Origin of the sequence: Rhizobium mongolense subsp. loessense (assembly GCF_900099775.1) — a bacterium.
GTDB classification, from domain to species: Bacteria; Pseudomonadota; Alphaproteobacteria; order Rhizobiales; family Rhizobiaceae; genus Rhizobium; species Rhizobium loessense.
In genome coordinates this window covers 125691-150479 of sequence record NZ_FMTM01000009.1, presented here as the reverse complement: position 1 = coordinate 150479, position 24789 = coordinate 125691, and the positions used below count along the sequence as shown (strand labels likewise).

Annotated in this window: 24 protein-coding genes and 1 pseudogene; 5 read left to right on the top strand and 20 right to left on the bottom strand. The window is 60.0% G+C overall.

All coding sequences use genetic code 11. The features are described 5' to 3' along the window. The 7 genes from BLP23_RS25330 to BLP23_RS25300 form a co-directional block, all read right to left on the bottom strand. Window positions 1-990 (bottom strand): beta-ketoacyl-ACP synthase III, encoded by a 990-nt coding sequence (locus tag BLP23_RS25330; protein WP_092587487.1) that lies wholly within the window; start codon window positions 988-990, stop codon window positions 1-3. Next, window positions 987-2252 (bottom strand): adenosylmethionine--8-amino-7-oxononanoate transaminase, encoded by a 1266-nt coding sequence (locus tag BLP23_RS25325; RefSeq protein WP_092587486.1) that lies wholly within the window; start codon window positions 2250-2252, stop codon window positions 987-989. Before BLP23_RS25325 ends, BLP23_RS25330 begins: the two co-directional genes overlap by 4 nt. Further along, window positions 2249-2887, bottom strand: coding sequence for a dethiobiotin synthase (bioD, locus tag BLP23_RS25320; protein WP_092587485.1), 639 nt, complete (start codon window positions 2885-2887; stop codon window positions 2249-2251). The genes BLP23_RS25325 and bioD overlap by 4 nt, the downstream gene beginning before the upstream one ends. Beyond that, window positions 2884-4032 carry an 8-amino-7-oxononanoate synthase gene (locus tag BLP23_RS25315; protein ID WP_092587484.1) on the bottom strand — a complete coding sequence of 383 codons (1149 nt, stop codon included), beginning with the start codon at window positions 4030-4032 and terminating at the stop codon, window positions 2884-2886. Before BLP23_RS25315 ends, bioD begins: the two co-directional genes overlap by 4 nt. Continuing rightward, window positions 4029-5021: a biotin synthase BioB gene (bioB, locus tag BLP23_RS25310; protein ID WP_233426814.1), complete on the bottom strand. Its 993-nt coding sequence runs from the start codon at window positions 5019-5021 to the stop codon at window positions 4029-4031. Before bioB ends, BLP23_RS25315 begins: the two co-directional genes overlap by 4 nt. 160 nt (window positions 5022-5181) lie before the next feature. Then, window positions 5182-5850: a GntR family transcriptional regulator gene (locus BLP23_RS25305; protein WP_092587482.1), complete on the bottom strand. Its 669-nt coding sequence runs from the start codon at window positions 5848-5850 to the stop codon at window positions 5182-5184. 60 nt (window positions 5851-5910) lie between these two features. Next, entirely contained in the window at window positions 5911-7632 is a 1722-nt protein-coding gene (locus tag BLP23_RS25300; protein WP_092587574.1) for an ABC transporter ATP-binding protein, read from the bottom strand. 184 nt (window positions 7633-7816) lie between these two features. Here BLP23_RS25300 and BLP23_RS25295 point away from each other — a divergent pair, with 184 nt between their 5' ends. After that, the gene (locus BLP23_RS25295; protein ID WP_092587481.1) at window positions 7817-8146 is read left to right on the top strand and encodes a hypothetical protein; all 330 of its coding nucleotides are present in this window, start codon (window positions 7817-7819) and stop codon (window positions 8144-8146) included. 55 nt (window positions 8147-8201) lie between these two features. Here the strand turns inward: BLP23_RS25295 and BLP23_RS25290 are convergent, their stop codons facing one another. The 8 genes from BLP23_RS25290 to BLP23_RS25250 all read right to left on the bottom strand — a co-directional run bounded on the left by BLP23_RS25290 (window position 8202) and on the right by BLP23_RS25250 (window position 16802). Then, a complete protein-coding gene (locus BLP23_RS25290) occupies window positions 8202-9836 on the bottom strand; it encodes an FGGY-family carbohydrate kinase (protein WP_092587480.1) in 1635 nt (544 codons plus the stop codon). A gap of 2 nt (window positions 9837-9838) precedes the next feature. Beyond that, window positions 9839-10567, bottom strand: coding sequence for an SDR family oxidoreductase (locus tag BLP23_RS25285; protein WP_092587479.1), 729 nt, complete (start codon window positions 10565-10567; stop codon window positions 9839-9841). A 25-nt stretch (window positions 10568-10592) separates the two neighbouring features. Further along, window positions 10593-11843, bottom strand: coding sequence for a sugar ABC transporter permease (locus tag BLP23_RS25280; protein ID WP_092587478.1), 1251 nt, complete (start codon window positions 11841-11843; stop codon window positions 10593-10595). Then, the gene (locus tag BLP23_RS25275) at window positions 11840-12661 is read right to left on the bottom strand and encodes an ATP-binding cassette domain-containing protein (RefSeq protein WP_092587573.1); all 822 of its coding nucleotides are present in this window, start codon (window positions 12659-12661) and stop codon (window positions 11840-11842) included. The genes BLP23_RS25280 and BLP23_RS25275 overlap by 4 nt, the downstream gene beginning before the upstream one ends. A gap of 80 nt (window positions 12662-12741) precedes the next feature. After that, complete coding sequence (locus BLP23_RS25270; RefSeq protein WP_092587477.1) at window positions 12742-13827, bottom strand: ABC transporter substrate-binding protein; 1086 nt, start codon at window positions 13825-13827, stop codon at window positions 12742-12744. Between the two features lie 209 nt (window positions 13828-14036). After that, on the bottom strand, window positions 14037-14921 hold the full coding sequence (locus BLP23_RS25265; protein ID WP_092587572.1) for an AraC family transcriptional regulator: 885 nt from the start codon (window positions 14919-14921) through the stop codon (window positions 14037-14039). Between the two features lie 334 nt (window positions 14922-15255). Then, the gene (locus tag BLP23_RS33345) at window positions 15256-15708 is read right to left on the bottom strand and encodes a DUF6088 family protein (RefSeq protein ID WP_139187111.1); all 453 of its coding nucleotides are present in this window, start codon (window positions 15706-15708) and stop codon (window positions 15256-15258) included. 389 nt (window positions 15709-16097) lie between these two features. After that, the gene (locus BLP23_RS25250) at window positions 16098-16802 is read right to left on the bottom strand and encodes a DUF899 family protein (protein ID WP_092587571.1); all 705 of its coding nucleotides are present in this window, start codon (window positions 16800-16802) and stop codon (window positions 16098-16100) included. A 36-nt stretch (window positions 16803-16838) separates the two neighbouring features. Between BLP23_RS25250 and BLP23_RS33340 the strand changes: the two genes are divergently transcribed. Next, entirely contained in the window at window positions 16839-17024 is a 186-nt protein-coding gene (locus tag BLP23_RS33340) for a hypothetical protein (protein ID WP_139187110.1), read from the top strand. Window positions 17025-17049: 25 nt separating this feature from the next. On the opposite strand, the gene panB is transcribed toward BLP23_RS33340, so the two are convergent. From panB to otnK, 5 genes and pseudogenes are all read right to left on the bottom strand, one after another. Continuing rightward, window positions 17050-17880, bottom strand: coding sequence for a 3-methyl-2-oxobutanoate hydroxymethyltransferase (panB, locus tag BLP23_RS25245; protein ID WP_092587474.1), 831 nt, complete (start codon window positions 17878-17880; stop codon window positions 17050-17052). Next, a complete protein-coding gene (gene panC, locus BLP23_RS25240) occupies window positions 17880-18755 on the bottom strand; it encodes a pantoate--beta-alanine ligase (protein ID WP_092587473.1) in 876 nt (291 codons plus the stop codon). Before panC ends, panB begins: the two co-directional genes overlap by 1 nt. A 131-nt stretch (window positions 18756-18886) precedes the next feature. Then, a pseudogene (locus BLP23_RS25235) lies at window positions 18887-19804 on the bottom strand (NAD(P)-dependent oxidoreductase); the annotation flags it as partial. 24 nt (window positions 19805-19828) lie between these two features. Continuing rightward, on the bottom strand, window positions 19829-20470 hold the full coding sequence (gene otnC / locus BLP23_RS25230) for a 3-oxo-tetronate 4-phosphate decarboxylase (protein ID WP_092587471.1): 642 nt from the start codon (window positions 20468-20470) through the stop codon (window positions 19829-19831). Continuing rightward, entirely contained in the window at window positions 20457-21746 is a 1290-nt protein-coding gene (otnK, locus tag BLP23_RS25225; protein WP_208603199.1) for a 3-oxo-tetronate kinase, read from the bottom strand. Before otnK ends, otnC begins: the two co-directional genes overlap by 14 nt. Window positions 21747-21935: 189 nt before the next feature. Here otnK and ltnD point away from each other — a divergent pair, with 189 nt between their 5' ends. From ltnD to BLP23_RS25210, 3 genes are all read left to right on the top strand, one after another. Next, window positions 21936-22856 (top strand): L-threonate dehydrogenase, encoded by a 921-nt coding sequence (ltnD, locus tag BLP23_RS25220; protein ID WP_092587469.1) that lies wholly within the window; start codon window positions 21936-21938, stop codon window positions 22854-22856. Next, window positions 22856-23632 (top strand): 2-oxo-tetronate isomerase, encoded by a 777-nt coding sequence (gene otnI / locus BLP23_RS25215; protein WP_092587468.1) that lies wholly within the window; start codon window positions 22856-22858, stop codon window positions 23630-23632. Before ltnD ends, otnI begins: the two co-directional genes overlap by 1 nt. A 111-nt stretch (window positions 23633-23743) precedes the next feature. Beyond that, on the top strand, window positions 23744-24769 hold the full coding sequence (locus BLP23_RS25210; protein ID WP_092587467.1) for a LacI family DNA-binding transcriptional regulator: 1026 nt from the start codon (window positions 23744-23746) through the stop codon (window positions 24767-24769). Window positions 24770-24789: the final 20 nt, after the last annotated feature.

Here is a 24789-nt window from a genome sequence, read left to right as displayed (position 1 = left end):
TCAAAATCCCAAAACCAAGGCACCACCGGTCAATCCGGCACCCGCAGCCGTTAAAAGCACCGCCTCGCCCGATGCAAACGGCCGTTTGTCCCTGGCAATCGACAAGGACAGGGCAATGGTCGCGGCAGATGAATTGCCGTAGTCGGCAATTGTGCTGACGGTTTTGACGTCCGAGATACCCAGCTTCTCGCCCACGGCGCTGAAGATCCGCGTATTGGCCTGGTGCGGCACGAACCGGCTGATATTCGCCGTGATCATGCCGGCGCGCTCGAGCGCCCGCAGCGAAGAAGCCGTCATCATCTCGACGGCACGCGAAAACACCTCACGTCCGTCGCGCATCGTCATAAGAAAGTCCTCGGCCCTCATCCCCGGCGCAAACGGGCGGTTGCTGCCCCCGGCAGCGATCGAGATCAGGTCGTAACCGCTTCCATCGGAGGTGAGATCGACGCCGAGGAGACCGGTGCGGGGCTCGACCGATGGCGAAAGCACGACCGCACCGGCTGCGTCGGCAAACAGAACCGAGCTGGCGCGTTCGGCCGGGTTGATCCGCCGGCTTAAGATGTTTGCGGCAATGACGAGTACCGGTCTTGCTTGGCTTCGAACAAAGCCGTCGGCAAGTGTCAGCGCGTAAAGAAAGCCCGAACAGGCGCCCGCAAGATCGATTGCTCCGGAATTTGCAAGACCGAGGCGATGGGCAAGCAAGGGCGCTGACGGCGGCAGCAAATGGTCGGGGGTCGAGGTTGCAAGCAGCGTCAAGGCGATTTCGGCCCGGTCGATGGCGGCATCGCTAAGGGCCATGGCCCCGGCGCGGGCCGCAAGCCCGCTCAAAGTGTCGCCCTCTTCCGCCCAGTGCCTGGCACGAATGCCTGTACGGCGTTCGATCCAGCCGGGTTCGAGCCCAAGCGCCCGCTCAATCTCGCCGTTTTCGACCCGTCGCGCCGGCACGCTGTGCCCGAAGCCCGCCAGCCGTGAAGCCCTCGCCGCGGTCATGCCGATACCCTGAAGTGAAAGGCGGCTTCTTCAATCGCTTCATAGGCGCGATCGAGCTCCTTCACCGTTATGCAATAGGGCGGCATCAGGTAGATGACATTGCCGAGCGGCCGGATGAGCAGGTGGCGCTCCCGGAAGAATGCGCGCAGCCTCGGCCCGACCTGTGCCAGGTATCCACCCGCCACGACATCGAGATCGAGAGCCGCGATCGTTCCGATTTGCCGAACATTGCGGAAACGGACGTCGTTCGAAAAGCGGGTCAGATGCGCTCGATGCGCTTCCGCGAGGGCCTTGAGCCGTGCCTGCACCGGCTCATCCCGCCAGACGGAAAGATTGGCAACCGCTGCTGCGCAGGCAATCGGATTGGCCGTGTAGGAACTCGAATGAAAGAAGGTTCTGCGGCGGTCAGTGGAGAGGTGCGCGTCGAAGATTTCCGCCGTGCACAGCGTTGCAGCCAGCGGTAGAGCACCTCCCGTCAGGCCTTTCGACGTACAGAGGATGTCCGGGGTGATCGCTGCCTGCTCACAGCCAAAGAGCGTTCCGGTGCGCCCCCAACCAGTCATCACTTCATCGGCAATGAGAAGCGTCCCGCAACGCTCGGCAACCTCCTTGAGGCTCGCAAGGAGCGACGGCGCATAGATCTTCATGCCGCCCGCCCCGAGGACGAGCGGCTCGATGAGAAGAGCTGCGACTTCGCCCGACCGGCAGTAGCTTTCGAGGGCATCGAGAGTTTCCTGCTCGCGGCCGGCCTCTGGGAAAGGCAGTCGGTCGACGGCAAAGAGCAGCGGTTCGTAGGCGGCATTGAACACGCCGCGCTCACCGGCCGACATCGTGCCGATCGTATCGCCGTGATAGGCATGTTCCATGACGACGATGCGATTGCGCCGCTCGCCTTTGTTATGGAAAAAACCGAGCGCCATCTTCAGTGCGACCTCGACTGCGGTCGATCCGCTGTCGGAATAAAAGACATGGGCAAGCCCTGGCGGTGCAACGGCGATCAGCCCTTCAGCCAGCTCTTCGGCCGGCGCATGCGTATATTCGGCGAAGATGAGCTGGTCATAACGTCCGGCGGCAGCACCAATTGCGCTCATGATGGCAGGGTGCCGATGGCCATGGGTGATCACCCACCACGATGAGATCGCGTCAAGAACATGATTGCCGTCCTCATCGATAAGGTAGGCGCCTGCCGTCTCAACGATCGGCTTCATGCGCGGTTCGAGCGCGTGCTGGGTGAAGGGATGCCATACACGAGAATGCGTCATGCCAGAGCTGCCTTGATGCGTCCAATATCGATGTTTTCGGCGAAAGCCTCCCGCAGTGTCTTGGGCGTTGGACCAGTCAACCACGGCAGGCGGCCAAGCGACCGAATACCTCCGATCTCGGCGATGACCCGCTGCGTTTCGGCGTTCTCGTCACCGATGAAAGCAACACCGAGGATCGGCATGGCACGGTGCTTCAGCGCCTCTAGCGACAGCAGCGTATGATTGATCGTTCCAAGTGTGGTCCTCGCGCACAAAATGACAGGGACCTGCCAACGGGCAAAGACATCCGCGAACAACAGCCGCTCGGTAAGCGGCACCAAAAGGCCGCCGGCCCCTTCAACGACCAGAGGGTGGTCGGTTTCAGGAAGGATCAGTTTCTCGGGCTCAACCGACACGCAATCGAGCCTGGCCGAGAGATGGGGAGATGCTGGTGTCTTCAGCCTGTAAGCCTCCGGAATGATCCGTGACGGAGAAATGCCGCCCAGCCGTGCGACAGCTTGGCTGTCTGTCTCTTCCTCAAGACCCGCCTGCACCGGCTTCCAGTAATAGCCATCCAATGCCTGCGTCAGGGCAGCGGCGAACCACGTCTTGCCGATACCGGTATCCGTCCCGGTGACCACGCAAGCCTCCGTCATGACCGCTCCTTCCCCGCCAGGACGGCGGCAAGTTGCTCGAACATGCTGGAAATCATGCTGGAATCCACGTTAAGCGTGATTGCGATTCTCAGCCGCGCTGTCCCCTCCGGCACGGTCGGCGGACGGATTGCCCTGATGTCGAAGCCTTGGTCGCGCATCTGCGCGGCAATCGCAACGGCGCGCGCATTGTCGCCGATCATGACCGGCAGGATCTGGGATCCGCTGCCTTTGGCACCGGTGGCAGCGGCAAGTGCGGAGTTTGCAAAGGCCCGCAGCTTGTCGAGCTCCGCGCGCCGCTGCGGCTCGTCCTCGAGGATACGCAACGCTTCGCCAACAGCAGCCGCCATCAACGGCGAGGGTGCCGTCGAATAGATGAAACCGCGGGCGCGGTTGACGAGGTAGTCGCAAATGACAGCGCTTGCAGAAAGCAGCGCTCCGGCAACACCGAGCGCCTTGCCGCAGGTGTGAAGGACGATGAGGTTGTCGTGCGCTTCCAGACCTGCCGAAAAACCGCGCCCTCCGGGTCCGAAGACACCGGTTGCATGCGCTTCGTCCACGACCAGGAAGGCATCATGCGCATTCGCAATGATTGCAAGTTGAGCAAGCGGTGCGCGATCGCCGTCCATGGAATAGAGGCTCTCGACGGCAATCCACGCCCGGCCAGTGCCGCCTGACCGGCGCCATCTCCTGATCGCCTCATCGAAGGCGGCAACATCGTTGTGGGCGACCGACATCGCCCGTGCCTTGCTCGCCGCGATCCCCTCATGCGCGCTTGCGTGGATCAGGGCATCGTGGACGATGATGTCCTCGCGCTGCGGAAGGGTCGAAAAGACAGCGACGTTGGCTGCGTAGCCGCTGCCGAAATAGACGGCCCTTTCGGTTCCGAAATATGCGGCTGCCTGCTCCTCGAGCGCTTCGTGCTCGGCATGATTGCCCCGCAGCAGCCTCGACCCCCCTGCCCCGATCGCAACGCCGCGGCCGATCGCTTCGGCAATCGCGTTCTTCAGGCGCTCCGATTGAGCAAGCCCCAGATAGTCGTTCGACGTGAAATCGATACCCCTCTGGCCGATCAGCGCCCGGGCGCGGCCCTTCCGCTTAAGGCCGGCCAGTGTCCGCTCGTAGCGGACAAGGCCCGCAAACCTCATGGGGCCGTCTCCCCGCCGTCCAGCTCCATCGGCTTTAGACCGAGGCGGCGAAACAATGCGCTGTCATCGTCCTCCCCTGGATTGTCGGCTGTCAAAAGAGTATCGCCGACGAAGATGGAATTGGCACCGGCGAAGAAACAGAGGGCCTGCATCTCATCGCTCATGTCGGAGCGTCCCGCCGAAAGCCGCAGGTGCGAGGCTGGCATCAAAATGCGAGCCAGAGCGATCGTTCGCACGAACTCGATCGGATCGACGGGTTCAACATTGGCAAGCTTCGAACCCGGGATCGGGATCAGCATGTTGATCGGCACGCTCTCTGGAGGCACGGCCAGATTGGCAAGCGTCACCAGCATCGCGATGCGGTCGGCGGCCGTCTCTCCCATCCCGAGGATGCCGCCGGCACAGACCTTGATGCCGGCGTCACGAACATTCGACAATGTCTCCAAACGGTCGGCAAATGTCCGCGTGGTTATGATCTCGCCGTAGAAGCGTTCGGAGGTGTCGATATTGTGGTTGTAATAGTCAAGCCCCGCTTGCGCGAGCGCAGCGCTCTGCGCCGGCGTCAGCATGCCGAGCGTCATGCAGGTTTCCATGCCCAGCGCCTTGACGCCCTTAACCATGGCAGCGATCGCATCCATGTCGCGATCCTTCGGGCTGCGCCATGCCGCGCCCATGCAATAGCGGGTCGCGCCGCCCTCCTTTGCCTTGCGCGCTTCGGCAAGGACACGCTCGACCTCCATCAGCTTCGAGGCCTTGAGCCCGGTCGGATAATGGGCTGACTGGCTGCAATAGCCGCAGTCCTCGGCACAGCCGCCGGTCTTGATGGACAGCAGACGGCTCATCTGCACGGCGTTCGGATCAAAGTTTTCGCGATGAACGCTGTGAGCGCGAAAAAGGAGATCGTTGAACGGCAAATTATAGATAATTTCTGCTTCGTCAGCCCGATGCCGAGTGGAAAGCGGCTCTGCAATCTCGTGCGCACCATTCAAATCAGCCGTTTCAGCCTGCATCGAACCAGGTCCTCCCTTATGGATGCGTTGCTATATAGATATGTTCCAGTTTTATCTATAATAATGCAGCGCAACATAAGGCAAGTGCAGAGGCGAATTTTCCGCCAGCGACAGATTGCAGCGGTGGGAAAACGGCCGCTCAGCCGACGATCGCGAAACGCTCGGCGTCAGCTGCACCGCCGCTTCTTGCCGGCCGTCTGCCGATCCATTGGACGTGCCGTTCCAGGACAGTGGCCGCGTGTTCGGTTTCTCCCTCGCGAAGAAAACCGAGGATCGCTCGATGATCGCGGTCCTTGGGTGTCATCCAGCCCGAGTTCCACGTCGCGAAAAGAAACCGCGCGCTCGCAGCGTGCAGATCATCGATTGCCGCCAAGAGGCGCGGCATCCCGCAAGGCGAAAGTACCAGCCGGTGAAAGCGCCTGTTTGCAGCTTCCCAACCGCGAACATCAACGGCATGGTCGCCCTCAACGGTGGCGCGCTCGGCCTGATCGAGGATGGACGGCGTCAGGTGGGGAGCAGCATGGCGAAGCGCCAGAACTTCAAGCGCAGCGCGCATGCGCGCTACTTCCTGCACTTCTGCAAGATCGAATGACGCAACGCGGACGCCTCGCCTTGGCTCGCTGATTGCAAGCCCCTGCGCCTCCAGCCGCCGGAGCGCCTCGCGCACCGGTACATGACTGGAGCCAAATTCTTCGGCGATATGATCCTGCTTGAGTTTGGAGCCGGGTGCGAGCTGTCCTGTCACGATCCGGTCAGCAAGTACGCGGCTTATCCGCGCGGCAATTGTCTCGTCACTGTGATCGGTCATTTTTTATAGATAATTTGCTTCGCCACGACTGTCGAGACGGCAACCGCCTCATGGCTGTGGTCAAGAACTGGTGGCAAGCTGGGCATCGTATAGGCGCCTGTAATGGCCGCGCCGCTGCAGCAACTCGACATGCGAACCCTCTTCCACGACACGTGAGCCGTCGACGACAACGATCCGGTCCGCGTCGCGTATTGTTGCCAGCCGGTGCGCGATAATCAGCGTCGTCCTGCCTTCGGCAAGCTTGGCCAGCGATTGCTGTATCTGACGTTCGGTCTCTGTGTCGAGCGCCGACGTCGCCTCGTCAAGGATGAGGATCGGCGGGTTCTTCAAGAACATGCGGGCAATGGCCAGGCGCTGTTTCTGGCCACCCGACAATTTGACGCCGCGTTCGCCGATCATCGTATCCAGCCCGTTTGGTAGCGAGGCGATCATGTCGTCAAGCTTGGCGCGCATGGCCGCCTCGACGATATCGGTTTCGCCAGCGTCCAGCCTTCCATAGGCGATGTTTTCGCGAATCGTTCCTGCGAACAGGAAGACATCCTGCTGCACGACGCCGATCTGACGTCTGAGCGAGGCGAGTTTCATATGGCGGATGTCGATGCCGTCCACCGAGATTGCGCCGTCGCCGACTTCATAAAAACGTGGCAGCAGCGAGCATATCGTCGTCTTTCCCGCACCAGAGGGGCCGACGAATGCAACCGTCTCACCTGCCCTGATCGTCAGATTGACATGCTTAAGCGCCGGCTTTCCGCTGCTATAGGCGAAAGACACGTCGCGATAGGCGATTTCGCCCTTCAAATGATCGACTTCGATCGCGTTGGCCGCATCCTCGATATCGGGTTCTGTGTCGATCAGTTCGGTAAACCGCCGGAAACCGGCAATGCCTTTCGGGTAGGTCTCGATAACCGAGTTGATCTTCTCGACGGGCCGGAAGAAAACGCCGACGAGAAGCAGGAAACCAATGAAACCACCGGCCGTCAGCTCGCCTGCCAGAACGAAATAGCTGCCGGCGATCATCACGATCATCTGCGTCAGCCGCATGCTCATGTAACTCAACGACGTGCTGGCAGCCATAATGCGGTAGGCTTCGAGTTTCGTCTTTCGGTAGCTTTGATTGTCATTTTCGAAGAGAGCCCGTTCATGGTCCTCGTTGCCGAAGGCCTGCACGACCCTGACACCGCCGACACTCTCTTCGATCCGGGCGTTGAAATCGCCGACGCGCCCGAAGAGCGCCCGCGAATTCCTCGTCATCCGGGTTCCGTAACGACTGGTCACCCATGCCGTCAGCGGCACGATGATGGCGGTGATGAGCGCGAGTTGCCAATTGACAGTCAGCATCAAGATGAGCGCGCCGGCAAAAGTCATCACCGCAATGAAGAGATCCTCCGGACCGTGATGGGCAACCTCGCCGATCTCTTCGAGATCCTTCGTTAGACGGCCGACCAGATGGCCGGTCTTCTGATTGTCGTAATAGCTGAAGGAGAGCTTCTGAAGATGATCGAAGGCCGCGCGGCGCATGTCGGTCTCGATGTTGATGCCGAGCATGTGACCCCAATAGGTGACGATCGCCATCAGGCCGGTGTTGATTGCATAAACCACCAGAAGACCGGCACATGCCAATAAAATGAGCAGCCAGTCCTGGCCGATCAGAAGCCGATCGACGAACAGCTTCACAGCCATCGGAAAGCCGAGCTCGAGCAGGCCGGAGATGATCGCGCAGCTGAAATCCAGTGCGAAGAGGCCGCGATAGGGCCTGTAATAGGAAAAGAAACGGCGGAGCATTTCGACCTTTAATGGAGTGGACTTAAGCGGCGGCGTTGACGATACGCGCGCATTGATACGAAACATGAACCGCATTCTCATATTTTTTTACGAGAGCCAATAGGCGCTCGCATGACATTGCATGTTGATAAGAAAGCGGCAACTGCCGCTAAAGCGAAAGGCTCCGAGGCGGGCACCAAAGTCCATGCTCTCTCTTCAAGGCGTCAGCTTCGCCATCGAAGGCCGTACGCTGGCAGCAGGCGCTGTCGCGATCCTTCCTCTATCCTTCGCGCCTTTGACGACCCACTGGCTCGCCGTCTTGCCGCTTGGCGAAACCTTGTCGCGCTCGCTGGGACTCGGTGTCGTTGCCCTTCGCGCCATTTTCCTTTGTCTCATCGAGATCCACGGCCGACGAAATTTTCGCATCCGCCCTCTACGGTGCACTCATATTGATCGCGGCCGATTGGGTGGGAAGAACCATCCTTTTTCCGTGGCAGGTCTGCTGACAGCTCTCGCCGGTGGCCGTTTTTCCTGATCGCAATGAGCCGCTCCCGATAGACATCGCCTCTTCCCTTCAGCAGAGGAAGCGATCAATCGCCGGTCGGTGAAAGCGAACGGACATTCCGGTCCGCAGACTGCAGCAATTCGAAAGCCCGGTACCTTTTTTTGTGAAGAGCCGCAATCGCGCCACCGGTCGGATGGAAAGTTTTGGAAAGACGCGACATCGCCTTCATCGCTTCCGGTAGGGAATGACGATGTCGGCCAGCGACGGCCCCGAGCATTGCTGCACCGAGCAACACAGGCTCCTCGGTATCGGCAATCGCCACGGGCAGATTCGTCGTATCGGCCAGAAGCTGGCGCACGAGATTGCTTTGCGCCGCACCACCGCTGGCAACGATCAGGTCAAGCGTAATGCCGTCCTGCGCCAGTTTTTCCAGGAGCTGCCTGAGGCCGTAGCCGATGCCACAGAGGCCGGCGACGTAGAGGGAAATCAGGTCGGCAATGTCCGTATCAAGTCCGAGGCCGGCGACGACTGCCCGCGCGTCGGGGTCGGCATGCGGTGATCGGTTTCCGAGAAACTCCGGCACGACGTGAAGAGACCTGGCAAGCTCGACGGCGCGCCCAAGGTCCGGGCACATCTCGGTGGCTTGCCGATCAAGCCATGTAACAAGAGACACACCCGCAGCGTCCGCTTTCGCCTGCGCTTCACCGGACGCGGGATGCATCGTTACAAGATGGTCTATGGCAGCACCTGCCGCTGACTGCCCGCCTTCCGTCAGCCAGAGTCCTGGCACCATGGCCGAGAAGTACGGTCCCCAGACGCCATCGACGAATACCGGATTGTCGCTTGAGGCCATCGAGCACGCGGATGTACCGAAGATGTAGGCAAGCCTGTTTCTGACATCCGAATGGCCGCTTGCCTCGGCCCCACCGAGCGTGCCGACACCGCCCGCATGCGCATCGATCAGCGCGGCTCCGACCGGCGTCGCGACCGTCAATCCGAGATCGGCGGCGGCTTGTTCGGTGAGCCCGCTTGCCAGCGCCGTGCCGGGATCGACGATGTCCGTGCCTATCCTGGAAAAGCCTTCGGCTGCCAATTCTTCGAGCCCGATCGCCTCGAAGTACCGTGCGTCCCAACGGTTCTCATGGGCAAGAAAGGTCCATTTGCAGGTGACCGTGCAGACCGACCGGCTGAGCGAGCCGGTTGCGCGCCAGGTCAGATAGTCCGCAAGGTCGAAGAAGTGACCGGCAGCGGCAAAGGAAGCCGGCAGATTGCGCTTCAGCCAGAGAAGCTTCGGCGTTTCCATTTCCGGAGAGATCCGCCCGCCGACATAACGCAGGACCTTGTGGTCTCCGGCATTGATTTCCGCAGCTTCACCGGAGGCACGGTGATCCATCCAGACGATGATATTGCGGTTGGGGTCGCCGGAGGAACCAACGGCGACCGGCGCGCCGTCGGCCGTCACTGCAACGAGAGAACAGGTGGCATCAAAACCGAGACCGGCAACAGCTGCAGGCGGAATTCCCGCCGCTGTGACAGCTTCCCTGACGCTGTCGCAGACCGCTTTCCATATCTGCTCGCTCGATTGCTCGACGATGCTGCCTGCCTCATACCAGATCGTGATGGGGCGTTTTGCAGCCGCCAGCAGAATGCCGTACTCGTCGAAGACGCCTGCGCGCGCGCTGCCTGTACCCACATCGACGCCGATAAAGAACTGCGCCATGGTCAAAGATCCGTGCTGTGCGGCAAGATGACGAGGTCGCGGATCGTCACGTTGCGTGGTCGCGTCAGCATGAAGAGCACCGCGTCTGCAACCTCCTTGGCTTCCATCAATCCTCCTGCGGCAATCGTCTCATCAAGTTTTTCCTTCGGCCAGTCGCTGATCAGCGCCGTCACCACCGGGCCGGGTGCGACCGCGCCGACGCGAATGCCATGCTTTATGACCTGGCGCCTGACCGTATGGACGAAGGCCTGCACGGCATGTTTCGACGCAGTATAGATCGGCTCCCAGACCACGGGAACCAGACCGGCGATCGAACTGGTCATGATGATGTCGCCGGTCTTTCTCTCCACCATATGAGGCAAGACCGCCTGAACCGATCGGAAGGCTGCATTGATATTCAAGTTCAGCATTCGGTCCCAGGCATCCGGATCGCCGTCTACGACCTCCCCGCCGATGTAGGAGCCCGCATTGGCGTGAAAGATATCGAGCTTTCCGAACTGCTGCAAAATCTGGGGCATCATCGTTGAGACGCTGGCGGGATTGGTCAGATCGGCGGCCAGAGGGAAAGCATTCGCACCCAGCTCGGAGCATATGCTCCTCAATGAATCTTCGGCCTTGTCGATGAGTGCAACGCTCGCACCCTCCCGCAATAAAGATTTGGCGCATTCAAGACCGATCCCCGAGGCAGCCCCGGTGATCGCTGCGACCTTTCCAGAAAGTTCCTGTCCCATATCAATCCTTGCTTTCGTAGTTGTATCAGGCGCGGCCGTGCGAGACTCTCGACCGGCGTGCCAGCGAGTCGACGATGACTGCAATGGCAAGAACTGCGCCGGTGATCATGTAGCGAAGGGCCGAAGACAGATCGAGCATCGTCAGACCGCTTGCGATCGACTGGATAACGATGATGCCGAGAAGTGCCGAGTAGGCGCTGCCGCGGCCACCGAAGAGGCTTGTTCCGCCGATGACGGCTGCGGCGATCGCATTCAGGTTGACGTCGCCCGTCCCGGCCTGCTGGCTTGCCGATGCCAGACGAGCCGCCGCAAGCACGCCGCCGAATGCGGCAAACATGGCACAAAGAACGAAGGCGCTTGTGTAGATGAGCCGGACATTGATGCCTGCACGGCGTGCCGCCTCGCGATTGCCGCCGACGGCCGCCATCGAGCGGCCCCATTGAGTCCGCGTGAGCGCGTAGTTCATCACGATCGCAAGCGCGACGAAGAGCGCGAACATCCACGGGATGCCGCGATCCTGGTTGAGATAAAAGACGACGAATTCGAGAAGGATCGTGATTGCAGCGACACGCACGACGAGAGCACCGATCGAGCGCGACGAAAGATTGGCTTGTCTGCGGCGTTGCGCGGCCCGATAGCCTGAAATCAGCATCACGACGCCCGGTAGCAGCGCAAACAAGTATGCGAGTGGACGCGGAATGACGAGCAGCTGCCCGAAATTCACCAAAGACGAGCCGTAAGGCAGGTTGATCGAGCCTGTTGCGCCAAGCAGATAGAGCTGCATTCCGAGCACCGCCAGCAGGCCGGCAAGCGTCGAAACGAAACTTGGCATTCCAAGGCGATTGAAAAGCAGAGCATAGAGCGCGCCGATCAATCCGCCGACAAGGACCGCGGCAATGATCGCAACCGCCACGGGCCAGCCCTGGTTGACCCACAGCATGCCGACCATGGCGGAAGCAAAGCCACTGATTGAACCAACGGACAGGTCGATTTCGCCGACCATCAGCACGCAAACGATTCCAAGGGAAATCACCCCGACCGTTGATGCGTCGAAAAGCAGGTTTGCAAGGTTGTTGCTTGAAAGAAATGTCGGGTTGAGGGTACCGAAAACCGTCCAGATGATCACCAGGCCGACGACCACAGGAAGCGAGCCGAGATCGCCCGAGCGCACCTTATCGATCGAAGAGCGAATCGTCGCGCCAATGCCCGCATCGTGGCTGACGCGAACGTCGCCGCGATCCAGAAGCGTTGCTGTTTGTTTCACATCGCTGGTCATATCTGACCCTCCTGCCTCATATCCCGCTGCGCCTGACGACGGCCGGCGCGGCGCGAGACTGCATTTTCGGTCGCCCCGGTAATGGCGGTGACGAGTTCCTGGTTGGACGCATCGGGATAGAAAACTCCGTTGTTCCGCCCGAGCCTCAAGACGACGATGCGATCGGCGACTGCACGCACGTCCTCCATATTATGGCTGATCATTACGACCCCGAGGCCGCGGTCGCGCACCCGCTCGATCAGGTTCAGGACCTCTGCCGTCTGGGCAACGCCAAGGGCGGCCGTCGGCTCGTCGAGCAGGATGAGCTTCGGCTCCAGAAGCAGGGACCGGGCGATCGCCACCGTCTGTCGCTGTCCACCCGACAGCGATGCGATCGGAATGCGGACACTTGGAATGCGGGCTGAAAGCTCGTTCAACAGCGTCCAGGCACGAACCTCCATCGCGGTCTCGTCAAGCCTTAACGGACTGAGCTCCCGGCCGAGGAAGATGTTGGCAACGACATCAAGGTTCTCGCACAGTGCAAGATCCTGAAACACGGTCGCAATCCCCAAGGACAGGGCCGCACTCGGGTCGGCCAACGTCACCTTGCTGCCGCGGAAAGTGATCTCGCCCGAACTTGGCTGGTGGACGCCGGCAAGGATCTTCACGAGCGTCGATTTGCCGGCGCCGTTGTCGCCGACGAGCGCCACGACCTCGCCTGCGTGAACGTCAAGATCGATATCGGTGAGCGCCGAGACGGCACCGAAATGTTTCGAGATACCTTTTAGGCTGAGGACCACTTCGCCGGCCGGGGCTGCTTGGTTGGAAGCGTCAGTCATCTGTCGCGAGCCTTTCATCATGAATTTCAGGTCCTCCGGCCGCTCGCAAGAGCGGTCGAAGGACCTTCTGGGAGGACAGATCAGCTGCCGATGCCGAGCTTTTTGCAGCCCTCGGCGTAGCGATCCGTGCACAGTTGCTCCGGGGTCTGGATCGGTTTGCCGTTGACGGTTTTGTCGATGATCTCGGCCTTCAGGTTTTCAGCGGTAACGAGCGCCGGCGTGAAGAGTTGCGTCGGCGTGTCGAAGAGTGTGGTATCGGCCTTCGGGGTTTCGCCCGATAGCAGCTGGATGGCGACATTCGCCGCAGCGGCGGCCACGATCTCGCTTGGCTTGGAGATGGTGTTGTACTGATCGCCTGCGATGATGAGCTGCAGGCCAGCGATCGTCGCATCGTTGCCGGTGACCGGCGGCACAGGATCGATGCCGGCAGCCTTGAAGGCTGCAACGGCAGCACCACCCGTGCCGTCATTGGCGGCCACAACACCGATGATCTTCTTGCCGAAACGGGTGATCTGTCCGCTCGCCCACTGTTGCGCCTTCGGCGGAGCCCATTCCGGCGTATCGAATTCGGCAAGGATCGGATAGCCGCCTTCGGCGAGACCGGCATGGATACCCTTCTTGATGAGGCCTGCGGCAGCATCCGTCGGCGAGCCGTTGATCTCAAGAAGACCGCCGTCGCCAGCCTGGACGTTCTTTTCCTTCAGATGATCGACCAGCGATTTGGCGATCATCTTGCCGATTTCCTCATTGTTGAAGGAGACGTAATAGTCTGCCGCGGCAGAGGGAATCGGCCGGTCATAGGCGATCACCTTGACGCCTTGGCTCTGCGCCATTTTGACCAGCGACGCGGCAGCGGTGGAATCGACCGGGTCGAGCACGATCGCCTTGGCGCCTTGCGAGATTGCCGAGTTGAACTGCTGCTGCTGGCGCGAAGCGTCGCCGTTTGCGTTCTGGTAAATCACCTTGCAACCGGCGCAGAGCTTTTTCATTTCCGCCTCAAAGCCCGGATAGTCGTGCTCCTCATAGCGTGTGGAGCTCTGGTCGGGCATCAGAAAGGCGACCGTTGCATCGGTTACCTTTGCAGACTGTGCAAGGGCCGACGTGCCGCTGAGAAGAGCGACGGCGAGCGCTGCTGCGCCTGCCAATTTCCATGCGAATTGGGTCATTGGAATTTCTCCGTACCAAATGGTAACTGTTTCAACGAAGTCTCAAGCTCGCTCGAACTCGATACTCTTTGTAAGATCCGGCCGTCCGAGGCGCCTTCTTGAGCAGCGCCTCTCAGGCTGGTTTGCGGACAAGCAATCCCGATCGGGCCACTTGCGTGCCCGTTCGCCTTGCCCTGGTTGTTCGTTTTCTCCTCCCCGGTCCTCCTTTTTTAGGCGGCCTCCACCGCTCTTGCATTTTGTGCCAGCAATGTTCTGAAACGCGAGGGCGCCATGCCCTTTTGATCCAGAAAACGGCGATTGAAATTCGAGATATTGTTAAAGCCGGCTGCAAAGCAGATGTCGGTTATCGACATGGCGGTTTCGCTCATCAGCAGATGGCAGGCGAAGTTGATCCGCAGCCGGTTCACATATTGGACGAGCGCCATGCCGGTGTGCCGACGGAAGCTGCGGGAGAACGCACTTGGGCTTTGCCCGGTCAACTCGGCAAGGTCACCTTCACTGAAAGGTTCTGTGAGATGCGTGTTGATAAAGGCCAGCGCCTGGTTCACTCCGGCTGACATGAAGCCCGAGGGATCCGGATGATAAAGCGCGCTTGCAAGGGTGCGCGTGCCCTGCGCAGAACTCAGCGTATCGAGCACGTTCATGAAAAGTTCAATGCGGCGAATTCCCTTGGCTTCGACCAGTTCCCCAAGGAGAGGGCCGACGAGCGACGCCGTTTCCGGTGTAAACAGCGCACCCCGACGGCTCATTTCCAAGATCCCGGCACAAGCCGAGAGTTCCGGAAAAATCCGACTTGCATCTGCAAGGAAGGACTCGGTGAATTGAAGCACCCGGCAGCGCAGTGGCAGGCATGTGCCCGGCGGCACGTCGCTCACCCAATTGTGCGGCAGGTTCGGTCCGGTGAGCACAAGGTTGTCGGGCTCGAATTCGCCGATGAAATCGCCGACGAAATATTGTCCCGTCGTCGCGACGACATGGTGGATCTCATATTCGGGATGGAAGTGCCAGCGGACCGTACGGTAGGGATAACCATGCTCCCAGGCCTTGAAGGACTCGCCGCTGCCGATCGCGACCACTTCCAAATCCGGATTCATGGAACCTTCCTCCCTGCGCTTCAACCGGAAATTCTCCGGCAATGGCGCCTCCTCCCAGAGGTCATCATCTTTTGATGAAGGGACTTTACGCGCAGGCATCAGCGATCGCTACTACGCCATCGACCTCTCGCTGATACTTTTTTGACAATTCTGTCGGGATTTGCAGGCCGATCGCGCAAGTTCCTATCTGTCATGTCACTGATTTAGCGCAAATTGCCGTGTTCAATCCTCGAATGAAGTCCCCAAACACCAGCCTTGTCTAAGCCTGCGGGCCTGACGTCGTGAGGCGAAACTGATTGCCCGTTCCTGGGCATCTCAGTCCAGTTCAAGAAAATTAGTTGGCAAGTTCCGTCTCGTTGATTGCATTTACCATCCATGCAGGAACGCTTGGCTTCATCTTGGAAACCTGTTCCCACTCCCTGGTGGTCAGCTTGCTGCGTACTGCTTTTGCGAGAGACGCTGCGCGCTGCGGGCCCATATGTGAAATTGCCCTGATAGCTTCACCTGCCTTGGAGTTCGGCATTGCCGTCTGCCAGGAAGGGGCGTGTTTCAGAAAGACCTTCTTGCGTCCGAGCATCAGGGTCCTTGCCTTTCCGTTCGTGAGGAAAAGCTCTTCCACAGGAACCTGTGTGGTCAGCCCCAGATTATTAGCAGCTCTCGCGCCGCTGGGGACGATCCGCTCGCCAGTGATTTTGCCGTACGAGCTGACGACTTTTTCTGCAGACGGCGGATAAGTGCCGAACTCGCTTTCCTGATAAGGGGATTGGCTTCGAGGAGGCGTGCCCAACTTATCGACTTAATGATTCTCTCTATCGCGTTCTGATCGAATGCCCATGATCCTCGGTTCCCGATATGCCCGTGTCCCGCGATCCTCTTCGTTACGCAGCGCCAGGGATCGAAGCTTCATGGACGCCACGTGCCAATTTGCTTGCCAAGGCCACCGATTTTAATTTCGGCGGTTTCTTCACACGCAATCTCGCCAGCCGCGGCCCGACGGGGGCGCTCCATACCGTCTGGCCCGGCGGTCAATGGCGGTAGCAGCCAAGAGCCAGGATCCTTGGTAGCGCCAAAGCTTCGATAAACTCGGCGCAAATCGCACAGACCCCCTAATGGTAATCGCGAGGCGGCATCGTCCTTCCGGACGCGCGGGCGTATCTGCGCTTCAGATCTCCAAACCTAGTAGGAGAGCTTGGGATACCAGTCCGGCGCGCGTCCTTCCGGCGTGGAATCGAGCACCGTCCAGATGGGCATAAGGTCGGGCGCACCGCGCGGATCCTGCCCCGGGTCGGCTGTCGCCGGCCCCATTTCCTCGCTCCAGAAATGCCGGATCGTGCCGTCGCGTCGCGTAAAGACGTTAAACGCCGCATCGTCGCTGCCGCCCTCACCGAGCGCGCGATAGTCCCGGCTATAGTCACCATCAACGTCCGAATAAAGCGGCAGATAGCGCCAACCGCGCTCCTTCTTAAACGACAGCAGCCTTTCGAGGGGCGAACGCGCAACGACTGCGAGCGCAATGCGCTGCTGCATGTCGGGCACCTCCCCGTCCCAGGCGGACAATAAGGATGTGCACATGGGACAAGGACGTTCGCGCTCGGGACCGAACATGTAGCTGTAGACAACCAGCGTGTCCTTGTCGGCGAACAGGTCTTTCAATGACACGAAACCGGCACTTCCCTCAAACCTGTATTCCTTCGTCACTTCGCCCCCGGGCGGAAGAGCGCGCCTTTGCTCGGCGACGCGTTCTATGTGGCGGCGCAGCTCGATCTCTTCAGCAAGCAGCGCATCGCGCGCATGCCGATAGTCTTCACTCTCATTCGGAAACCGGGCACCGTTTCTGCGGGCGAGTTCGATTGCGGGTGTCAGGTGCTGATGATCAGCCATAATATCCTCCATCGATCTGATCGTGAGAGAGGAGCCGTGTGCCGTCTCTCCCAGGCTTTTGCACGCGACGTGCGGGTCGTCATTCCGCAGCTGGAGCGCTCGCCTGTTCAAGGACGATTGACGGTAGCCGAAATCGACAGCGCTGCCGATAAATGTCTTGCCGAGCATGCAAGAGACATCGGCCGACCCGGCGTCGACGACTTGGCCGCGGCGAGCCCTTAGGAACAGGGCTTACCAAACCTTCGGATCAAGGCGGTGGAGGTCGAACGTCGAAGGTGTGTTCCTTGGCCGGGAACCGTCGATTCCGGACATCGTCGGCATAGGCGCTTGCCGCCTCCTCGATTGTCTGTGCAAGACCGGCATAGCGTTTGACAAATTTGGGCTTGAAATCGGTGAAGACGCCCAGCATGTCCTCGGCAACCAGGATTTGGCCGTCGCAGGCCAGCGAAGCGCCGATGCCGATCGTCGCGGCGTGGATCGAGGCGGTCACCTCGCGCGCGAGGGGCTCCACCATTCCCTCGATGACGACTGCAAAAGCGCCCGATCCGCCGACTGCTCGGGCATCGCGTCTCATCCGGGCTATCTCGCTTTCGTTGTGGCCGAGCGAGCGGTAGCCGCCGGCGGTGTGCACCTGTTGCGGCATCAGTCCGATATGTCCGCATACCGGTACGCCGCGCGCGGTCAAAAAGGCGATGGTCTCGACCATCTCCTCGCCGCCCTCCAGCTTGACGCCGTCGCACCCGGTTTCCTGCATGATCCGCACGGCACTGCGAAAAGCCTGTTCCTTCGATTCCTGGTAGCTGCCGAAGGGCAGATCGACGATGACGCAGGCCCGCGAGACGCCCCGCATGACCGCCTGGCCGTGGGCGATCATCATGTCGAGCGTAACCGAAGTCGTGCTCGGCAGGCCATAGAGCACCATGCCGACGGAATCGCCGACCAAAAGCAGATCGCAATGGGCATCAAGGGCGCGCGCCATCGGTGTCGTATAAGCGGTCAGGCAAACGATCGGCGTTGAGCCCTTCATCGACTGGATGCGAAATGGTGTCAGCCGCTTTTGACTGGAAGGCTTGCTCATCACGCAGCCCTCGACTGGGTTTGGCGCCGGTGGCCAATGATCCTGTTGTCAAGAAGCCTGGTCGAACCGACCCGTACGAAGAGAGCGACAAGGGCTTGCCGATCGTGCAAGGTTTCAAGCCGTGTCAGGGTCTGCGGATCGCGAACGGCGACGACTTCAGCCACGGCGAGCGGCTCGCGTGCAATGAACGAGGCCAATGCCGCCTCCAGAGCCTGTGGCTCGTCGAGCCCGTCGCGGTAAAGTCGTTCGGCTTCGTCAAGTGCCTTTGGAACGATCACCGCAGCGGCACGTTCGTCCGCCGTCAGGTAACTGTTTCGCGATGAAAACGCCAGCCCGTCGGCCTCCCGGACAGTCTCGACGGCGATAATGCGGACCGGCAGGGCAAGATCCTCGACCATCCGCTTGATGATTACGACCTGCTGATAGTCCTTTTTGCCGAAATAGGCCGCATCCGGCTGAACGATATTGAAAAGCTTGGTCACGACGGTCGCAACGCCGGCAAAATGTCCGGGCCGCACGGCACCCTCCAACTCGCTCCCAAGGGCCGGCACGTCCACGATCGTCTGCATCGGCTGCGGATACATCTCCTCAACGCTCGGGGAAAAAAGGATATCGACGCCGGCGGCAGAGAGCATGGCGCTGTCCCTTTCTAAGTCTCTCGGATAACGCGTAAGGTCTTCGTTCTTTCCGAACTGCAGCGGATTGACGAAAATGGAGACGACGACGGCATCGTTGTCACTGCGTGCACGGGCCACCAGTTCCATATGCCCGGCGTGAAGGTACCCCATCGTCGGGACGAACCCAAGGAACCGGCCTTCATTCTTGATCGCCGCGATGTGCTCCCGCAGTTCGGCAATCCTTGTTACGACACGCATCCTTCAACCTCCCCAGAAAGCGGTGGCGGATAGAAGTTGATTTCGCGCGAAGCGTCAACTTACCTGCTAAGATAATATCGATTAGAAGCTGCTGAAACTGCTTTCACACCGCCGCTTGCTTTGATCTGCGGTCAACCGACATTGTTTTTCTGCGCAACGAAGTCTGCAAGATGCGGCACGTAATCCTCAGGACCGTTGCCGCCGCCTGCCACTGCCGCGGCATAGGAATTCTTCACCGCACTTGCAAGCGGCGTGGCAACCGTTGCGTCATTTGCCATGGATTCCAGATATTTCAGATCCTTATACGCATTCGAAAGCGTGAAGCGATGCGCATTTCGGTTCCCTTCCAGAGCATAACCCATGAAGGTCTGGTAGAATCCGCTGTCCATGCGCCCGCCCCGGATGACACTGTCGAAGCGTTCCACGGAGATTCCGACCTTCCGGGAAAGTGCCAGAGCTTCGGCAAAGAGAGCTCCCATGCCCAACGATATGAAATTGTTGAGCAGCTTCATGCGATGACCGTCGGCGACCCCGCCGATATGGACGATCTTCGCCGCCCAGGTCGATATCACCGGCTGGATCCGCTGGAATGTCGCATCGTCGGCACCGACCATGCAGTCCAAGGTCCCCTCCCACGCCTCCTTGGGCGTCCGGCTAAGCGGTGCGTCGGCAAAATAGACGTTCTGCGCCGCAAGCGTCTCGGCAAGACGCGTTGTCACCGTTGGATCCCCGGTCGAGCAGTCGACAATGACCGTTTCGGCGGCAAGGGCCGGCCGCATTTCCTCGATAACGGAGGACACTTCCTTCGAGCTTGTGAGGCACAGAAAGATCATGGTCGAATTTTTCGCAAGCTCCGCAAGCGAGTGGGCTTCGCGGGCGCCGCGGCCGAGCAGGTCTTCGACCGGTTTGCGATTGCGGTGCGCGATCACCGTCAGCGGGAAGCCTTTTTCGACGATGTTCTTCGCAATACCGTGCCCCATCAATCCAACACCGACAAATCCGACCCTCTCCTCGATTTCAGTCATTTCTCTCTCTCCCGTCCAATCGTTTTGAAGTTGCGCCGCCGACGCGGCCTAAGGAAGGTTGAAGCGTTTGCGCAAGTCATCGACCTGTTCTGCGGTCAGCATCCTTTTGGCGTGATGCTGCAGCATGAGGAAAAGCTTTGCAGTTTCTTCAAGCTCTTCGGCGGCGAACTGGGCGTTTGCAAGCGTCGTGCCGGCGACGACCGGCCCATGATTGGCAAGCAGCATGGCATGATGACGCCCGGCGAGCGACCGCACCGCGTCTGCAAGCGCCATGTCCCCGGGCGCGAAATAGGGAACAAGCGGCAAGCGTCCGACACGCATGACGTAATAGGCGGTCAGGGGCGGCAGGACATCCTGAGGATCGATGTCGCGCAGAATGCTGACGGCTGTTGCATGGCTCGAATGGAGATGGACGACGGCGCCGGCATCACCGCGCTCCCCATACATCGAAAAATGCAGAAATGCTTCCTTGGTCGGCGCGTCGCCGGACAGGAGTTTGCCCGAGGCGTCGAAGAGGGAAAGGCGGGCCGGGTCAAGAGACCCCATCGAGGCATTGGTCGGCGTCATCAGCCAACCGCCGTCGGAAAGACGAACCGAAATATTGCCGGTCGAGCCGGAGGTCAGCCCGCGCTCGAACAGCGACTGCCCCGTACGACATATCTCTTCACGCAGGCGGTTAATCTCGTGCATCCGACCTCTCCGTTTCAAGCTGTGCCCAGGCTTTCAGGAAGAAATCCGGAGCGCCGAAATTGCCGGATTTCAAAGCCAGCACAATGTCCGGACCGCTTAGGCTGCGGGTCCATGGCACGCCTGGATCGATTTCAGGGCCGATCGAAAGCGTCTTGACTCCGAGCGCAGTGATCACCGCGCCTGAAGTTTCTCCGCCGGCGATGAGAAACCGGGTAAAACCCTTCTGCTTCAGTCGCTCGGCAACCTCAGCCAACGTCTTTTCGACAAGCGCTCCGGACTCGTGCCGTCCCATGGCCGCCTGGATGCTCTGAAGTTCCTCCGGACTGGCGCTGGAATAAACGAGCGGCAGACGGTCCTTGTCTTGCGAAATCACCCAGTCGGCGATTTCCGTCGCGCTCTGGCTTCCATCGGCAATCGCCGAAATATCAAGCCTTAGAACCGCCGCAGCGTCATTGCGGGCAACCTCGATCTGGACACGGGTTGCAAGCGAGCAGGATCCGGCAAGCACGACCCGGCGTCCTGCCGGCGCCATCATGCGGGTCATGGCTTTGCGGACCGGCAATTTTTTGCGCTTTCTGAAATTTTCGGGCAACCCCATGGCTATGCCGGAGCCGCCCGTGACAAGCTTCATGCCGTCGCAGGCCGCCCCGATAGTGCGCAGATCGGCATCCGACAATGTATCGACAACGAGGATGCGCTTTCCTGCCGCCTGCTGCTGCGCAAAAGCCGCCCGGATGGCGTCTTCGCCTCTGGCGATCACCGGCCAATCGATAAGACCGACCGGCCGTCTTGTCTGCCGTTGCAGGACGCGGACGAGATCGGGATCGTGCATCGGCGTTAAGGGATGGTCCTTTAAAGAGCTTTCCGACAGCAGCCGGTCGCCGACAAAAAGATGCCCCTTATAGACGGTGCGGCCGGTTGCAGGAAAGGAAGGACAGGCAATCGTCAGTTCGCCTCCCGTCAGATCCTGAAGCGCGTCGGCGACCGGCCCGATATTGCCGTCATCGGTGGAATCGAACGTCGAGCAATATTTGAACAGCAGCTGCTCTGCGCCGGCGGCAAGCAGCTTTTTGGCCGCCGCCGTCGATGCCCTGACGGCTTCTTCTGCAGGGATCGTTCTCGATTTGAGCGCAACGACCACCGCATCCGCATCGCCAAAATCAGCCCCCTTTTCCGGCACGCCGATCACTTGCAGGGTCTTCATGCCTTCACGCGACAGCATGAGGCAAAGATCTGTGGCTCCGGTGATGTCGTCGGCTACTGCACCGATTAGCACATCGTTTCTCCTGCCTGTTTGTGTTGAATGCCCTGGCTTACGAAGGGTCAAATTCCCCGGTGAGAAATAGAACTTGCAATCCATTCCGCCGATAAGCTAACCATAGAGTGGCAGCGCTGTCATTAGTTTTTCGCGGATCACAATTCAAGCCAATTCCGCGTGGAATGAAAGCAACAATGGATTTCGAACATGAGCGAAGCGGTTAATCTGAAGGTCTGTGTCATCGGTCTCGGATCGATGGGTTTTGGCGTCGCGACATCACTGCTTAAAAAGGGATTTAAGACCGGCGGCTACGATATCAGCGCCGAAACGACAGCACGCTTCGTCGCGGCAGGCGGCAAAGCGGCTGCAAGTCCAGCCGAAGCAGCAGCCGGCGCCGATGTTGTCGTGACCGTGGTCGTCAATGGCGCCCAGACCGAACAGGTTCTATTTGGCAAGGGCGGTGCGGCGCAGAGCATGTCGAAGGGCGGCACGATCCTTTCCTTTGCAACGATGCCGCCGCAGACGGCAAAAGATCTGGCGCAGCGCGCTGGCGCGCTTGGTCTGAACTATATCGACGGGCCCATCAGCGGCGGCGCAAAGCGCGCCGCTGCCGGGGAACTCACGATAATGGCATCGGGACGACCCGAAGCTTTCAACCATGTGCGCCCCGTGCTCGATGCGATCGCCACGACGGTCTACGAACTCGGAGACCGGGCCGGCATCGGATCATCCTTCAAGATCGTCAACCAGCTCCTTGCCGGCGTTCATATCGCTGCCGCCTGTGAAGCGATAACCTTTGCCAAGGCGCTCGGCCTTGATATCGACAAGGTCTATGAAGTCATCACAGCGTCGGCGGGCAATTCCTGGATGTTCGAAAACCGGGTTCCGCACATTCTTCAAGGTGATTATTCCCCCCAGAGCGCCGTCGATATTTTCACGAAGGACCTTGGCATCGTGTCGGATCTGGGACGCGGGTTGAAGTTTCCGCTGCCGATCACGTCCACGGCACTTCAGATGTTCATCATGACAGCTGCAGCCGGCATGGGCCGGGACGATGATGCCTCCGTCGCAAGACTGATCGCAAAGGTGACGGGCATTGAGCTTCCCGGCGGGCCGGAGGCTGCGTGATGCCGCAATTTGCCGCAAATCTTACGATGATGTTCAACGAGGTGGCGTTTTTGGAACGGTTTGCGGCAGCCGCAATGGTCGGCTTTTCCGCCGTCGAGTTCCTGTTTCCCTATGACCACCCCCCCGAGGTCATAGGCGAGCGCCTGCGCGAAAACGGACTGACGCCTGCACTTTTCAATTTGCCGCCAGGAAACTGGCAGGCCGGCGAACGCGGCCTTGCTGCGCTGGACGGACGGCAGAGCGAATTTCGAACCTCGGTGGATACAGCCTTGCGATACGCCCGAAGCGCAGGCGCCCGCACGCTGCATGTCATGAGCGGTCTGGCCTCGCGCAGGGATCCGGCCACGATTGCGATTTACCGCGACTCTCTGGCTTTCGCCTGCGATCGGGCAGGCGAAAGCGGCATCGACATCGTCATCGAGCCGATCAACCCACGGGACATGCCGGGATATTTTCTCAACAACTTCGACTTTGCTGCCGACATCATCACTGCATTGAAGAAGCCAAACCTGAAGCTGCAATTCGACATCTATCATCGTCAGATCATTCACGGCGACGTGCTCACGGGGCTCCGGCGGCTGATGCCGCTCATCGGCCACGTACAGATTGCTTCGGTGCCGATGCGCAACGAGCCCGCAACCGGCGAGCTAGACGATTTTCGTCTGCTCAAAGAGCTGGATGTTCTCGGTTACAGAGGTTTCGTCGGCTGCGAGTATCGTCCTGCAGGCAAGACGGTGGCAGGTCTTAGCTGGCTTGACGCGTTTGCAAGCCGCTGAGAACAAGCGCTGCGGCAATCGAACGAAGGTCTCGTTGAGCTCGCCCTTGATATATGGGCCGGTGAACGTCTTGAGCTGATGCCCGCCTGCGGGCTGAAGCAGGAGGATTTGATGCAGCAAAGACAGCGTCTGCCGGCAAGGAAAAGCAAGGTGACCGTGAGGGATATCGCCCTTCGCGCCGGCGTGGGCGAATCGACCGTCTCGCGGATCATGCGCAACAAGGGGCCGGTCGCAGAAGAAACGCGCCGGCGGGTGATGGAGGCCGTTCGGGCGACGGGTTATGTGCCCAACCGGATTGCCGGCTCGCTTGCCTCGCTCGATTCCCATCTGGTTGGCGTCGTCGTTCCCTCACTGTCCAACATCGTCTTTCCCGAAGTTCTGCAAGGCGTCGATGCCGCTTTGCGCGGCAGCGACTACCAGCCCGTCATCAGCATTACGGGCTACGACACTGATCTGGAGGAAACGATCGTTCGCGGACTGCTGTCGTGGAAGCCCGCAGCCATCCTGATTGCCGGCTTCGATCATACCCCGGCAACCCACCGCATGCTTTCTGAAAGCGGCATCCGCATTGTCGAGATGATGGACATCGATTCGACGCCGATCGACATCGCCGTCGGCATGTCGCATCGCCGTGCCGGCTACGCCACCGGCCAATACCTCATCGAGCGCGGATACCGCCAGTTCGGATATGTCGGTCACGACTGGAACGCCGACAGGCGGGCCCGGCTGCGCTACGAGGGGATATGTGACGCATTGGGCGAGGCGGGATTACGAATTGCCGCCCACGCGATCGCCGATGCGCCGAGTTCCGTCGGTGTCGGACGGGAGATGACGGCACGTCTTTTCGCCGAACCGGTGAAGCTCGATGCGATCATCTATTCCAACGACGACATGGCGGTCGGAGGTGTCTTCCATTGCCTTGGTGCCGGCGTGCGCATGCCCGACGATCTTGCCATTTTTGGCTTCAATGGCCTGGATATTGGCCGCGAACTGCCGCAGCCTCTTGCAACGGTGCGCTCCAACCGCTTCTTGATTGGACGCACATCAGTGGAAAAGGCCTTCGAAACGCCGGAACGGCCGCAAACGAAATCAATCGTCGATACAGGCTTCGAGATTTTTCCAGGCGCCACCGCTTAAGGCGCGAAGCGCGCCATGTT

Bases quoted from the DNA above. Each gene is read 5' to 3' on its own strand.
- BLP23_RS25330 (WP_092587487.1), bottom strand. From the start codon at position 990: ATGACCGCGGCGAGGGCTTCACGGCTGGCGGGCTTCGGGCACAGCGTG.
- BLP23_RS25325 (WP_092587486.1), bottom strand. From the start codon at position 2,252: ATGACGCATTCTCGTGTATGGCATCCCTTCACCCAGCACGCGCTCGAA.
- bioD (WP_092587485.1), bottom strand. From the start codon at position 2,887: ATGACGGAGGCTTGCGTGGTCACCGGGACGGATACCGGTATCGGCAAG.
- BLP23_RS25315 (WP_092587484.1), bottom strand. From the start codon at position 4,032: ATGAGGTTTGCGGGCCTTGTCCGCTACGAGCGGACACTGGCCGGCCTT.
- BLP23_RS25305 (WP_092587482.1), bottom strand. From the start codon at position 5,850: ATGACCGATCACAGTGACGAGACAATTGCCGCGCGGATAAGCCGCGTA.
- BLP23_RS25300 (WP_092587574.1), bottom strand. From the start codon at position 7,632: ATGCTCCGCCGTTTCTTTTCCTATTACAGGCCCTATCGCGGCCTCTTC.
- BLP23_RS25295 (WP_092587481.1), top strand. From the start codon at position 7,817: ATGCTCTCTCTTCAAGGCGTCAGCTTCGCCATCGAAGGCCGTACGCTG.
- BLP23_RS25290 (WP_092587480.1), bottom strand. From the start codon at position 9,836: ATGGCGCAGTTCTTTATCGGCGTCGATGTGGGTACAGGCAGCGCGCGC.
- BLP23_RS25285 (WP_092587479.1), bottom strand. From the start codon at position 10,567: ATGGGACAGGAACTTTCTGGAAAGGTCGCAGCGATCACCGGGGCTGCC.
- BLP23_RS25280 (WP_092587478.1), bottom strand. From the start codon at position 11,843: ATGACCAGCGATGTGAAACAAACAGCAACGCTTCTGGATCGCGGCGAC.
- BLP23_RS25275 (WP_092587573.1), bottom strand. From the start codon at position 12,661: ATGACTGACGCTTCCAACCAAGCAGCCCCGGCCGGCGAAGTGGTCCTC.
- BLP23_RS25270 (WP_092587477.1), bottom strand. From the start codon at position 13,827: ATGACCCAATTCGCATGGAAATTGGCAGGCGCAGCAGCGCTCGCCGTC.
- BLP23_RS25265 (WP_092587572.1), bottom strand. From the start codon at position 14,921: ATGAATCCGGATTTGGAAGTGGTCGCGATCGGCAGCGGCGAGTCCTTC.
- BLP23_RS25250 (WP_092587571.1), bottom strand. From the start codon at position 16,802: ATGGCTGATCATCAGCACCTGACACCCGCAATCGAACTCGCCCGCAGA.
- panB (WP_092587474.1), bottom strand. From the start codon at position 17,880: ATGAGCAAGCCTTCCAGTCAAAAGCGGCTGACACCATTTCGCATCCAG.
- panC (WP_092587473.1), bottom strand. From the start codon at position 18,755: ATGCGTGTCGTAACAAGGATTGCCGAACTGCGGGAGCACATCGCGGCG.
- otnC (WP_092587471.1), bottom strand. From the start codon at position 20,470: ATGCACGAGATTAACCGCCTGCGTGAAGAGATATGTCGTACGGGGCAG.
- ltnD (WP_092587469.1), top strand. From the start codon at position 21,936: ATGAGCGAAGCGGTTAATCTGAAGGTCTGTGTCATCGGTCTCGGATCG.
- otnI (WP_092587468.1), top strand. From the start codon at position 22,856: ATGCCGCAATTTGCCGCAAATCTTACGATGATGTTCAACGAGGTGGCG.
- BLP23_RS25210 (WP_092587467.1), top strand. From the start codon at position 23,744: ATGCAGCAAAGACAGCGTCTGCCGGCAAGGAAAAGCAAGGTGACCGTG.